The 12,861-nt window shown below is 65.1% G+C and carries 10 protein-coding genes; all 10 read left to right on the forward strand.

The window, feature by feature from the left end:
* The first annotated feature begins 6 nt into the window (after positions 1–6).
* Positions 7–1,131: an undecaprenyldiphospho-muramoylpentapeptide beta-N-acetylglucosaminyltransferase gene (gene murG, locus EJ070_RS21235; protein ID WP_126093087.1), complete on the forward strand. Its 1,125-nt coding sequence runs from the start codon at positions 7–9 to the stop codon at positions 1,129–1,131.
* Complete coding sequence (gene murC / locus EJ070_RS21240) at positions 1,128–2,534, forward strand: UDP-N-acetylmuramate--L-alanine ligase (protein ID WP_126093088.1); 1,407 nt, start codon at positions 1,128–1,130, stop codon at positions 2,532–2,534. Before murG ends, murC begins: the two co-directional genes overlap by 4 nt.
* Positions 2,531–3,496, forward strand: coding sequence for a UDP-N-acetylmuramate dehydrogenase (gene murB / locus EJ070_RS21245; RefSeq protein WP_126093089.1), 966 nt, complete (start codon positions 2,531–2,533; stop codon positions 3,494–3,496). The genes murC and murB overlap by 4 nt, the downstream gene beginning before the upstream one ends.
* A gap of 311 nt (positions 3,497–3,807) precedes the next feature.
* On the forward strand, positions 3,808–4,734 hold the full coding sequence (locus tag EJ070_RS21250; RefSeq protein WP_126093090.1) for a D-alanine--D-alanine ligase: 927 nt from the start codon (positions 3,808–3,810) through the stop codon (positions 4,732–4,734).
* Entirely contained in the window at positions 4,722–5,663 is a 942-nt protein-coding gene (locus tag EJ070_RS21255; protein WP_126093091.1) for a cell division protein FtsQ/DivIB, read from the forward strand. Before EJ070_RS21250 ends, EJ070_RS21255 begins: the two co-directional genes overlap by 13 nt.
* Complete coding sequence (gene ftsA / locus EJ070_RS21260) at positions 5,660–6,967, forward strand: cell division protein FtsA (RefSeq protein WP_126093092.1); 1,308 nt, start codon at positions 5,660–5,662, stop codon at positions 6,965–6,967. The genes EJ070_RS21255 and ftsA overlap by 4 nt, the downstream gene beginning before the upstream one ends.
* 67 nt (positions 6,968–7,034) lie before the next feature.
* Positions 7,035–8,687 (forward strand): cell division protein FtsZ, encoded by a 1,653-nt coding sequence (gene ftsZ, locus EJ070_RS21265; protein WP_126093093.1) that lies wholly within the window; start codon positions 7,035–7,037, stop codon positions 8,685–8,687.
* Between the two features lie 370 nt (positions 8,688–9,057).
* The gene (gene lpxC / locus EJ070_RS21270; RefSeq protein WP_189349983.1) at positions 9,058–9,993 is read left to right on the forward strand and encodes a UDP-3-O-acyl-N-acetylglucosamine deacetylase; all 936 of its coding nucleotides are present in this window, start codon (positions 9,058–9,060) and stop codon (positions 9,991–9,993) included.
* A gap of 201 nt (positions 9,994–10,194) precedes the next feature.
* Positions 10,195–11,064: an outer membrane protein assembly factor BamD gene (locus tag EJ070_RS21275; RefSeq protein WP_126093095.1), complete on the forward strand. Its 870-nt coding sequence runs from the start codon at positions 10,195–10,197 to the stop codon at positions 11,062–11,064.
* Positions 11,065–11,072: 8 nt separating this feature from the next.
* On the forward strand, positions 11,073–12,746 hold the full coding sequence (recN, locus tag EJ070_RS21280) for a DNA repair protein RecN (protein WP_126093096.1): 1,674 nt from the start codon (positions 11,073–11,075) through the stop codon (positions 12,744–12,746).
* The last annotated feature ends 115 nt before the right edge of the window (positions 12,747–12,861 follow it).

Consider the following 12,861-nt stretch of genomic DNA (forward strand, 5'->3'; position numbering starts at 1 on the left):
GGCGAGATGTCGAAGGGTGTCATCCTGCTGGCGGCTGGCGGAACGGGCGGACACCTGTTCCCGGCCGAAGCGCTTGCGCATGAGCTGATCGAGCGCGGCTGGAAGGTGCATCTCGCCACCGACCACCGCGCGGAGCGCTATTCGAGCCAGTTTCCGGCCGTCGACATCCACTCGATCCCGTCGGCGACGCTGGGCTCGAAGAATCCGATTGCCATGCTCTCGGCCTTCTGGACGATCTGGCAGGGCGTGCGACAAGCGGGGCGGGTGATCGCCAGGATCAAGCCGGAGGCCGTCGTCGGCTTCGGCGGCTATCCGACGCTGCCACCGCTCTACGCGGCGACCCGGCGCAGAGTGCCGACGCTGATCCATGAACAGAACGCCGTCATGGGCCGGGCGAACAAGGCCCTGTCGAGCCGCGTCGATGCCATTGCCGGCGGCTTCCTGCCCGAAGGCGCAAGCGCTGCCGGCGCCAAGACGGTGACCACCGGCAACCCGGTCAGGCCGCAGATACTCGAGGCGGCAAAGACGCCATATGCTGCGTCCAGCGATGGCGAGCCGTTCCGCTTCCTGGTGTTCGGCGGCAGCCAGGGCGCGCAGTTCTTTTCCGATGCCGTGCCGGCGGCGATCGCGCTTCTGCCGGAAGCGCAGCGCAAGCGGCTGGCGATCACGCAGCAGGCGCGCGCGGAAGACGTGGCCCGGGTGAAAGCCGCCTATGCCAATCTTGGCGTCGACGCGCAGGTTTCGCCCTTCTTCACCGACATGGCGGCGCGCATGGCGGCGGCGCATCTGGTGATGTCGCGTTCCGGCGCCTCGACAGTCTCGGAGATCGCAGTCGTCGGCCGCCCAGCGCTGCTGGTGCCTTATCCGCACGCGCTTGACCACGATCAGGCGGCGAATGCCGCGGCGCTCGCCGCCGCCGGCGGGGCTGAGCTTCATCCGCAATCGACGCTCTCGACCGAGCGGATCGCGGCGCTGGTCGGCGGGCTGATGCAGGACCCTGGCCGGCTGACGGCGATGGCCGCGGCGGCCCGCTCGTCCGGAAAACCGGATGCGGCGCGGTTGCTCGCCGATCTGACAGAGGCTATTGCGTCCGGCAAAACGGTTTCGGACTACAGGAGGACGCGCGCATGAAGATGCCGCAGACGATCGGCCTCGTGCATTTCATCGGCATCGGCGGCATCGGCATGAGCGGCATCGCCGAGGTGCTGCACAATCTCGGCTACAAGGTGCAGGGATCCGACCAGGCCGACGGCGCCAATGTGCAGCGGCTGCGCGACAAGGGCATCGAGTGCTTCGTCGGCCATAAGGCCGAGAACCTCGGCGACGCCGAGGTGGTCGTCGTGTCGACGGCCATCAAGAAATCCAATCCCGAGCTGAAGGCCGCGCGGGAGAAGTTGCTCCCCATTGTCCGTCGCGCCGAGATGCTCGCCGAACTGATGCGTTTCCGCCAGGCCGTCGCCATCGGCGGCACGCATGGCAAGACGACGACCACCTCGATGGTGGCGACGCTGCTCGAAGCCGGCGGGCTCGACCCGACCGTCATCAATGGCGGCATCATCAACGCCTATGGCACCAATGCCCGCATGGGCGACGGCGAGTGGATGGTGGTCGAGGCGGACGAGAGCGACGGCACTTTCCTCAAGCTGCCGGCCGATATTGCCGTCGTCACCAACATCGATCCCGAGCACCTCGACCACTACGGCAGCTTCGACAAGGTGCGCGAGGCATTCCGCCAGTTCGTCGAGAACGTGCCGTTCTACGGCTTCGGCGTGATGTGCACCGACCATCCGGAGGTCCAGGCGCTTGTCGGCCGCATCGAGGACCGTCGGGTCATCACCTATGGCGAGAACGCGCAGGCCGACGTGCGTTTCACCAATCATCGCATGGACGGGGCTACGTCCGAGTTCGACGTGGTGATCCGCGACCGCAAGGGCCGCGGCTCGACGACGATCGAGGGTCTGCGCCTGCCGATGCCGGGCCGGCACAATGTCTCCAATGCGACGGCGGCGATCGCGGTCGCGCATGAACTTGGCCTGTCGGCCGAAGCCATCAAGAAGGGCCTGTCCTCCTTCGCCGGGGTGAAGCGGCGCTTCACCCATACCGGTTCATGGAACGGTGTCGACATCTTCGACGATTACGGCCACCATCCCGTCGAGATCGCCGCGGTGCTCAAGGCGGCGCGCGGGGCCACCAAGGGCCGCGTCATCGCGATCGCGCAGCCGCACCGCTTCACCCGCCTGCATGACCTGTTCAATGAGTTTTCCGTCTGCTTCAACGATGCCGACACGGTGATGGTGGCGCCGGTCTATGCGGCCGGCGAGGAGCCGATCGAAGGTGTCTCCTCGGAGGCGCTGGTATCGCGCATCCGCGCTGGCGGTCATCGCGATGCGCGCTATATCGAAGGCCCAGCGGTGATCGCGCCGGCCATTCGCGAGCTTGCCAAGCCCGGCGACTTCGTCATCTTCCTCGGTGCCGGCAACATCACGCAATGGGCCTATGCGCTGCCCAAGGAACTTGGTGGGGCACCCTCATGATGCGCGGCCAGGACCTGATCGACAAACTCGGTGGCCGGCTTGCCGGCCTGCGCGGTCGCGTCACGCCCAACGCCGAGATGGACAAGATCACCTGGTTCCGCGCCGGCGGACAGGCGGAGGCGCTGTTCCAGCCGGCCGACGAGGAGGATCTCGCTGCCTTCCTGCGCGCGGTGCCTGAGGAAATCCCGATCACCGTCGTCGGCGTCGGCTCGAACCTTTTGGTGCGCGACGGCGGTATTCCGGGTTTTGTCGTCAGGCTGTCGGCCAAGGGCTTTGGCGAAGCCGAAGCCACCGGGCCGACCACGATCAAGGCGGGCGCGGCAACGCCGGACAAGCGCGTCGCGGCGGTCGCGTATGAAGCGGGCATCGGCGGCTTCCATTTCTACCATGGCATCCCGGGCGCCATAGGCGGGGCGCTGAGGATGAATGCGGGCGCCAACGGCGTCGAGACGCGGGAGCGCGTGGTCGAGGTGCGGGCGCTCGACCGCGCGGGCAATGTCCATACGCTGAGCAATGCCGACATGGGCTACACCTATCGTCACTCGTCGGCGCCTGGCGGATTGATCTTCACCTCCGCCATCTTCGAGGGCGTTCCGGAAGACAAGGCGGCGATCAAGGCGGCGATGGACGCCGTGCAGAACCATCGCGAGACGGTGCAGCCGATCCGCGAGAAGACCGGCGGTTCGACCTTCAAGAATCCCGAAGGCACTTCCGCCTGGAAGGAGATCGACAAGGCCGGCTGCCGCGGGCTGATGATCGGCGGCGCGCAGATGTCGCCGATGCACTGCAACTTCATGATCAACACCGGCACCGCGACCGGCTACGACCTCGAATATCTCGGCGAGACGGTGCGGGCGCGGGTGCTCGAGAATTCAGGCATAAGGCTGCACTGGGAGATCCAGCGGCTGGGCAATTTCCGGCCGGGTCACGAGGTCCAGGAATTCCTGGGGCAGCTTCTTTAGCTCGCTGCCAAGTTCAAGTAGTACGTGAACTTCAGTGACAGGCAACGGTCGTCAAGCGTTGCCGTAAAGACTCAACGACACGCTTTTTTCTCCCGTTTTCGCGGAAAGTGAATCTCTCGGAATCATAGGCACTTGCCAGGGAATCAACTCTCTGATTCTCTGCCCTAAAGCGTTTCCTGATTTGAGTCGTTTGACGCGTTACCCGCGTTTTCCGTCTGGGGGGCAACCTGCCGGAAGACTCGGACTCAATGTGCGCGAAAGTTGCGTGCGGAAATATCGGTTGCAGGCCCGGCGTGAGAGGGGATGACGGGATGAAGAAGAAACATGTGGCTGTTCTCCTGGGTGGATTCTCCTCGGAGCGGCCCGTGTCTCTGTCCTCGGGGAAGGCGTGTGCGGATGCGCTCGAGAATGAAGGCTATCAGGTTACCCGCGTCGATGTTTCGCGCGATGCCGGATCTGTGCTTGCCGAGCTCAGGCCTGATGTCGCCTTCAATGCGCTGCATGGCCCGTTCGGCGAGGACGGCACCATCCAGGGAATTCTTGAATATCTCGCAATTCCCTACACTCATTCGGGTGTGCTCGCTTCGGCGCTGGCCATGAACAAAGAGCAGGCGAAGAAGGTCGCCAAGGCGTCCGGCATTCCGGTCGCGGAATCGAAGGTGGTCAACCGCTTCGCCGTCCAGAACAAGCATCCGATGAAGCCGCCTTACGTGGTGAAGCCGGTCAATGAGGGTTCGAGCTTCGGTGTCGTCATCGTGCATGAGGGGCAGTCGCACCCACCGCAGGTGATCGGTTCGTCCGAGTGGCGGTATGGCGAGATCGTCATGGTCGAGCGCTACATCCATGGGCGCGAGCTGACCTGCGCGGTGATGGGCGATGTGGCGCTCGGGGTCTGCGAGATCATCCCGACCGGCCATTCCTTCTACGACTATGACTCAAAGTACGTCCCGGGCGGATCAAAACACGAAATCCCTGCTAAAATTTCACCGAATATTTACCAAAAAATACAGACACTGGCCCTCAAGGCTCATCTTGCTATCGGTTGCCGGGGCGTTTCCCGGTCGGACTTCCGTTACGACGACCGTCACTCCGAAAACGGCGAGGTTGTCTGGCTTGAGATCAACACCCAGCCGGGCATGACGCCGACGTCTCTGGTGCCTGAAATCGCCGCGCAAGCGGGGCACTCGTTCGGCGATTTGTTGAGTTGGATGGTGGAGGACGCTTCGTGTCTGCGTTGAGGTGGGGACAGGGCAAAGGCGGTGGGGCTGGTCTCTCGCTGTTCGGTGTGCTGCTGTCGTTCGACCATTTCGTGTTGCCGCGCCAGCTTCGCCGGCCGGTGCGCCTGCTTGCCCGTCTCTGCGACGGCGAGTATGAGCCGCCGCGCTTTTCTGCCGCGATCCTCTCGGCTGCCTTGCTGGCCTCGGCGGGAGCCTATGGTGCCTATCTCGGCGGTTATGCCGACAGTGTCGTGCAGGGCGTGACGGCCCGCACCGGTTTTGCCGTCGACCAGATCAAGGTCGTCGGCAATCGCCAGACTTCCGAAATCGACATACTCGACCGGCTCGGCCTCGACGGCTGGACGTCGCTGATCGGTTTCGATGCCGAGGCCGCGCGCGAGCGCATCACGACATTGCCCTGGGTCGAGGTTGCGGCGGTGCGCAAGATCTATCCGCATACGCTGGAAGTGCGCGTCGAGGAACGTGAGCCCTTCGCGCTCTGGCAGCAGGGCGATTCGCTTTCGGTGATCGAGCGCTCGGGCGAGGTGATCGCGCCGTTCTCGGGCGGCAAGCAGGCCTTGCTGCCGCTGATCATCGGCACGGGCGCGCCGGCCAAGGCGCCGGACTTCCTGGAGAAAATCAAGCGCTATCCGGAGCTCGCCGCGCGCGTCAAAGGCTATATCCGTGTCGGCGAGCGGCGCTGGGATCTGAAACTCGAGAACGGCATCACGGTCAAGCTGCCGGAAGACGACGAGGATCGTGCGATCGCCGAACTCGTCAAGCTCGACCACGACACTGGACTTTTGACGCGCGACATCGCCGCGGTCGACATGCGGCTGTCCGATCGGCTGGTGGTGGAGCTCTCGCCAGAGGCGGCGACGCAGCGCGAGGCCGCGCTCAGCGAAAAGCCGAAGAGCCAGACCAAGCGCAAGTCGGAGACGAAGATATGAGCTGGCTTGGCGGCAGCGGTGATGCTTCTTCGCGGCGGTCGGGCACGCTTACGGTGCTCGATGTGGGCTCGAGCAAGGTTTGCTGCGTGGTGGCGAAGTTGAAGCCGCGCGAGGACGGCAAGCTTCTGCGCGGACGCTCGCACCGCATCCAGGTGATCGGCATCGGCCATCAGAAATCGCAAGGCGTGAAGTCTGGCGTCGTGGTCGATCTCGACCGCGCCGAGCATGCCATCCGCCTCGCCGTCGACGCGGCGGAGCGCATGGCGGGGCTCACCGTCGATTCCCTCATCGTCAACATGACGGCCGGCCGGCTGAAGAGCGAAGCCTTCTCGGCAACCATCAATCTCGGCGGCCACCAGGTCGAGGAAGCCGATATCAAGCGCGTGCTCGCTGCCGGCGCCAAGCAGGCGCTGCGTGCCGAGCGCGAGGTGGTCCACTCGCTTCCCGTCGGCTTCTCGCTCGACGTCGAACGCGGCATGCGCGATCCGCGCGGCATGGTCGGCGACGCGCTCGGCGTCGACATGCATGTGCTGACCGGCGACGCCGCGCCAATGCGCAATCTGGAGCTCTGCATCAACCGCTCGCATCTTTCGGTCGAGCGCATGGTGGCGACGCCCTATGCCAGCGGCCTCGCGGCCCTGGTCGACGACGAGCTCGAAATGGGCGCTGCCTGCATCGACATGGGCGGCGGCACCACGACGATCTCCGTGTTCTCGGAAGGCAAGTTCGTGCATGGCGACGCCATCGCCATCGGTGGCAACCATGTGACGCTCGACATGGCCAAGGGCCTGTCGACTTCGCTCGACGCGGCTGAACGGCTGAAGGTGATGCACGGCTCGGCGCTGCCCGGCAGCGCCGACGACCGCGACCTGGTTTCCATCCAGCCGATCGGCGAGGAAGGCGAATTGCCGCTGCAGATCCCGCGCTCGGTGATGACGCGCATCATCCGCGCCCGCATCGACGAGACGCTGGAGCTGTTGCGCGACCGGTTGAACAAGTCGGGCTACGGCAACGCCGTCGGCAAGCGTGTCGTTCTCACCGGCGGCGCCAGCCAGTTGGCGGGCCTGCCGGAGGCAGCGCGCCGCATCCTCGGGCGCAATGTGCGCATCGGCCGCCCGCTCGGCGTGGCGGGTCTGCCGGAAGCGGCCAAGGGGCCGGCGTTCTCGACCCCGGTCGGGCTTATGATCTACCCGCAGATGGCGAGCTTCGAGAGCCATTCGGCGAAAGGACTTTCCGGTTTCAGGATGACCGGAACGGGCGGAAAACTGCATCGCATGAGTCAGTGGTTGAGAGACAGTTTTTAATTTGACGGGGACAGCCCCATAGGCGGCCGCAGCGGCGAGGCGGCGGGAAAGGCAAAGGACGGAGACAATGACCATCAATCTGCAAAAGCCGGACATCACCGAGCTCAAGCCACGCATCACCGTGTTCGGTGTCGGCGGCGGCGGCGGCAATGCCGTCAACAACATGATCACCGCCGGCCTGCGCGGCGTCGAGTTCGTGGTGGCCAACACCGACGCGCAAGCGCTGACGATGTCGAAGGCCGAGCGGCTGATCCAGCTTGGCGCGCATGTCACCGAAGGGCTCGGCGCCGGCTCGCAGCCGGAAGTCGGCCGCGCCGCGGCGGAAGAATGCATCGACGAGATCATCGACCATCTCTCCAACACGCATATGTGCTTCGTCACCGCCGGCATGGGCGGCGGCACGGGTACGGGCGCTGCTCCGGTCGTTGCCCGCGCGGCACGGGAGAAGGGCATCCTCACCGTCGGCGTCGTCACCAAGCCGTTCCATTTCGAAGGCCAGCGCCGCATGAAGACGGCCGACATGGGCATCGAGGAACTGCAGAAATGCGTCGATACGCTGATCGTCATCCCCAACCAGAACCTGTTCCGGCTGGCCAATGACAAGACCACCTTCGCCGATGCCTTTGCGATGGCCGACCAGGTGCTCTACTCCGGCGTTGCCTGCATCACCGACCTGATGGTCAAGGAAGGCCTGATCAACCTCGACTTCGCCGACGTCCGTTCGGTGATGCGCGAGATGGGCAAGGCGATGATGGGCACGGGGGAGGCTTCGGGCGAGGGCCGCGCGATGGCCGCCGCGGAAGCCGCGATCGCCAACCCGCTGCTCGACGAAACCTCGATGAAGGGCGCCAAGGGCCTGCTGATCTCGATCACCGGCGGCCGCGACCTCACCCTGTTCGAGGTGGACGAAGCCGCGACCCGCATCCGCGAGGAGGTCGACCAGGACGCCAACATCATCCTGGGCGCCACCTTCGACGAGGAACTGGAAGGCGTGATCCGCGTCTCGGTGGTCGCCACCGGCATCGACAAGTCGGCGGCCGAAATTGCTGCCGCGCCGATCTCGATCCGCGCGCCGCAGAAGCCGGTCGCTCGTCCCGCGGCGCCTGTTCAGGAAAGCCGTCCCGCGCCGGTTCAACAGCAGACGGTCTACGAGCCGCGCGCGGTCGATCCGGTCGCCGAGGCGATCCAACTTGCCGAGGCGAATGCCGCCGCGATGGCGCAGCCGCGCCCGGCGCCGGTCGACGACTTCCGGCCGCAGAGCAAGATCTTCCAGGCCCCGCCGGCGCAGCCGCAGCCGGTGGTGCAGCAGCAGGTCGTGCAGCCGGCGCCGCAGCGCGAGATGCCGCAGCCTGTTGCGGCGGCGCCGCAGCGCATGCCGCGCGTGGAGGACTTTCCGCCGGTGGTGAAGGCCGAGGTGGAAGCCAAGAGCCGCCCTGCCGACCACGAGAACAGCGGGCCGATGGGGCTGATCAAGCGCCTGACCAATGGCCTGACCCGCCGCGAGGAAGAGCCGGCCCGGCTCCAGCCGGCGCAGCCGCGCGAGCCGAAACTGCGCCAGGCGGCACCGGAAATGCGCCGCCTCGCCAGCCAGGACCCGCAGCTCTACGCGCCGCGCCGCGGCCAACTCGACGACCAGGGACGCCTCACGCCGCAGAGCCGCACGGTGCAGGAAGACGACCAGTTGGAGATTCCGGCGTTTCTGCGCCGCCAGGCCAACTGATCGATACAGCGGGCCGCTGATCGCTGACGATATATAACGGTTGTTAACAGGCAGACGAGAAATCGTCTGCCTGTTGGCGTTAAAGGTGGTTGTAAAACAGAGTGTTACGAGCGTTTTTTCGCTCGCTGCCGCGGTTACAAAGGGTAAGAAACCGTGATTTGGAGTCTCTCGGACGGGCCATTATCTTCGCCTCGGACTAAAGTCGGTTTGCCGGGATTCGGGGAGTTGGCCCTGCCTGCCGATCATATCAGAGCCGCATGCCTTGTTTCATTTGCCGCATTCATGCGGACGCAAGACGATCCGTCTGGCTGAAAATGCTCAAGAGGCTGATGAAGCGGACGCAGGCAGTTAGGGCTTATGGGGTTTGTCTTTGCACGACTATCAGACGACAGTTAAAGCGCGCGTGACGTTGACCGGCACGGGCGTCCACAGCGGCAAGCCCGTCACCGTTCATTTCCTGCCCGCCGACGCCGACACCGGCATCGTGTTCCACCTGTCGAATGGCGGCGAGGGCCGGGAGTTCCGCGCGCTGGTCTCCGAGGTCGGCGCCACCGACCTTTGCACCATGCTCGGCGATCCGGCCGGCGAGCATATCGGAACCGTCGAGCACCTGATGGCGACGGTGTTCGGACTTGGCATCGACAATCTCATCATCGAGATCGACGGTCCGGAAGTTCCCATTCTCGACGGCAGCGCCATGGCCTTTGTCGAGGCCTTCGACCAGGCGGGCATCGAGACGCTGGCGGTCAAGCGCCGCTATATCCGGGTGGTCAAGCCGGTTCGCATCGAAGCCGGCGCATCATGGGCGGAATTCCGCCCTTACGACGGCACGCGATTCGAGATCGAGATCGATTTCGAAAGCCCGGCGATCGGTCGCCAGCTCTTTGCCTCCGACATCAACCCCGACATCTTCCGCCGCGACATCGCGCGGGCGCGCACCTTCGGTTTCATGAAGGATGTCGAGCGGCTGTGGGCCGCCGGCTACGCGCTCGGCTCTTCGCTGGAAAATTCGCTGGTCATCGGCGACGACAACCGCGTCATCAATGTCGGGGGGCTGCGCTACCCCAACGAATTCGCCCGGCACAAGACGCTCGATGCCATGGGCGATCTGGCGCTTGCCGGCGCGCGCTTCATCGGCTGCTTCCGCTCCTATCGCGGCGGTCACCGAATGAACGCGGCGGCGCTGCGCCGGCTGCTGTCGGACCGGACGGCCTTCGAGATCGTCGAGACACGACGCCGCGAGCGCGGCCGCGTGGCAGAAATGATCGCCGTCAGCGGACCGGTCTACGCGCCCTGGGTGATCTGATTCTTAACGATTTTCTGGCTTTGTAGGTGGCCTTGTGTTGCACGGGTGCATCACAAGGCCATGAAATTATACTGCTTTGGGCAAGGCGCCAAACCGCCACAAAAATGTGCGATTGGCCGGACATAGCGTTGCCGGGCAAGGGGATAATGGTTTATGGCTGCGGCCCGGACCGAAACGACGCCGAAAGGGCGGAATTCAAACATGTTGTTTTCGCGAGTTGGTCAATCGAAGGCGCCGCATCGGGCTGTTTTCCTGGCGTTTTCGTTGATTGCCCCGTCGCTGGTGCTGTCGGCCTGCATGTCGTCCGAGAAGGACGTCAACCTGGCGACCTATGTCGACCAGACCGAGCCCGCCGACGTTCTCTACAATCAGGGCCTCGCCAACCTGAATGCCGGCCGTCTCGATGAGGCGAGCAAGAAGTTCGACGCCGTCGACCGTCAGCATCCCTATTCGGAATTCGCCCGCAAATCGATGGTGATGGGCGCCTTCGCCGACTATCGCGCCGGCAATTATGAAGAGGCGATCGGTTCCGCCAAGCGCTATCTCACGCTCTATCCGTCGACCGACGATGCCGCCTACGCGCAGTACATCATCGGCTTGAGCTACTACCGGCAGATCAAGGACGTCACCCAGGATCAGAAGGAAGCGCGCCAGACGGTGCAGACCATGCAGGACCTGGTGACGCGCTGGCCGAACTCCGAATATGTCGACGACGCCAAGGACAAGATCCGCTTCGCCACCGACCAGCTCGCCGGCAAGGAGATGCAGATCGGCCGCTACTATCTCGAACGCCGCGAATATATCGCCGCCGTCAAGCGATTCCGCACGGTGGTGGAGACCTATTCCAACACGCGCCACGTCGAGGAGGCGCTGGCGCGCCTGACCGAGAGCTACTACGCGATGGGGCTGACGTCGGAAGCGCAGACGGCGGCGGCGGTGCTCGGCAACAACTATCCGGACAGCCAGTGGTACAAGGATTCCTACAAGCTCCTGCAGAGCAACGGGCTTGAGCCGCGCGAAAATGCCGGGTCGTGGATATCCAAGGCCGGGAAGCTGATCACCGGCGCCTGACACTCCTGATGCTGTCCAGACTGTCGATCCGCGATATCGTCCTGATCGAGAAGCTGGACATCGACTTCCTGCCTGGACTTTCGGTCCTGACGGGCGAGACCGGCGCCGGCAAATCCATCCTGCTTGATGCGCTGTCGCTGGCGCTTGGAACGCGCGGCGACGCCTCGCTCGTCCGCCACGGCGCGGCACAGGGCCAGGTCATCGCGGTGTTCGACGTGCCGCGCAACCATCCAGCGCGGGCGCTGCTCGCCGACAACGATATCGAGGACGACGGCGACATCATCCTGCGCCGGGTGCAGACGGCCGACGGACGCACTCGCGTCTTCGTCAACGACCAGCCGTCCAGCGTGACCCTGATGCGCGACGTCGGCCGCGCGCTGGTCGAAATCCATGGCCAGCACGACGAGCGCGCGCTGGTCGATCCCGGCGCCCATCGCGAATTGCTGGACAGTTTCGGCGGCCATCTCGGCGCTGTGCGCGGGGCGGGCGAGGCGTGGCGCTACTGGCGAAACTGCGAGCAGGAGCTTTCCAGGCACCGCGCCAAGGTCGAGGCGGCGGCGCGCGAGGCCGATTATCTCAGGGCCTCAGTCGCCGAGCTGGCGAAGCTCGATCCGCAGCCGGGCGAGGAGACCGAGCTGGCTGAATTGCGCGCCCAGATGATGCGCGCCGAAAAGATCGCGTCCGAGATTCACGACGCGCAGGACGTGCTGTCGGGGCCGTCTTCGCCGCTGCCGCAGCTCGCCAGCCTTTTGCGCAGGCTGCAGCGCAAGGCAGGTGAAGTGCCGGGACTGCTCGACGACGTGGTGAAGTCGCTGGACGAGGCGATGATATCGCTCGACGCGGCGCAGTCCGGCGTCGAGACGGCGCTTCGCGCCACCGAATACGATCCGCAGCGCCTCGAGAAGGCCGAGGAGCGGCTGTTTTCGCTGCGCGCGGCCTCGCGCAAGCACAATGTCGCGGTCGACGACCTGGCGCAGCTGCGCGACACGATGGCGGCGGATCTTGCCGATCTCGATGCCGGCGAGGAGCGGCTGCACGGGCTGGAGAAGCAGGCCGCCGCCGCGCGCGAGGCTTACGACATTTCGGCGGCGCAGCTCTCTTCGCTTCGCCACGCCGCCGCAGCCGGCCTGACCAAGGCGGTGATGGCCGAACTGCCGGCGCTCAAGCTCGAGCGGGCCGAATTCATCGTCGAGATGGTGAGCGATGCCGAAAGCCGCATGGAAGAAGGCATCGACCAGGTCGAATTCTGGGTGCGCACCAATCCTGGCACCCGGCCCGGGCCGATGATGAAGGTCGCTTCGGGCGGCGAGCTGTCGCGCTTCCTTCTGGCGCTGAAGGTGGCGCTTGCCGACCGCGGCTCGGCACCGACCCTTGTCTTTGATGAAATCGACACCGGCGTCGGCGGCGCGGTGGCCGACGCCATCGGCCAGCGATTGGCGCGGCTCTCGAAGAGAGTGCAAGTGCTTTCGGTCACGCATGCGCCGCAAGTGGCGGCCCGCGCGGCGACACATTTCCTGATCTCGAAATCCGGCGGCAAGGACCGTGTCGCCACCGGCATTGCCGAAATGGATCGCGCGGCACGCCAGGAGGAAATCGCGCGCATGCTGGCGGGCGCCACCATCACCGACGAGGCGCGCGCCGCCGCCGAGCGGCTGCTGCGGGAAAATACGGCCGCCGCCTAGCTTATTTTCTGCGCCCGGAAGCCGAGTCAGCAGATGGCTGCATCCTGCTGTTCAGCATTGATTTATTCGCAAGCCGACTCCCCCATGCCGAATCCTGATTTATAGTGGCGCGCCA

This window comes from Mesorhizobium sp. M1E.F.Ca.ET.045.02.1.1 (assembly GCF_003952485.1).
In the GTDB taxonomy this organism is placed as follows: domain Bacteria; phylum Pseudomonadota; class Alphaproteobacteria; order Rhizobiales; family Rhizobiaceae; genus Mesorhizobium.

Coding starts and splice junctions, on each gene's coding strand:
- ftsA (WP_126093092.1), top strand. CDS start 5,660: ATGAGCTGGCTTGGCGGCAGCGGTGATGCTTCTTCGCGGCGGTCGGGC.
- murG (WP_126093087.1), top strand. CDS start 7: ATGTCGAAGGGTGTCATCCTGCTGGCGGCTGGCGGAACGGGCGGACAC.
- ftsZ (WP_126093093.1), top strand. CDS start 7,035: ATGACCATCAATCTGCAAAAGCCGGACATCACCGAGCTCAAGCCACGC.
- EJ070_RS21250 (WP_126093090.1), top strand. CDS start 3,808: ATGAAGAAGAAACATGTGGCTGTTCTCCTGGGTGGATTCTCCTCGGAG.
- EJ070_RS21275 (WP_126093095.1), top strand. CDS start 10,195: ATGTTGTTTTCGCGAGTTGGTCAATCGAAGGCGCCGCATCGGGCTGTT.
- murC (WP_126093088.1), top strand. CDS start 1,128: ATGAAGATGCCGCAGACGATCGGCCTCGTGCATTTCATCGGCATCGGC.
- murB (WP_126093089.1), top strand. CDS start 2,531: ATGATGCGCGGCCAGGACCTGATCGACAAACTCGGTGGCCGGCTTGCC.
- recN (WP_126093096.1), top strand. CDS start 11,073: ATGCTGTCCAGACTGTCGATCCGCGATATCGTCCTGATCGAGAAGCTG.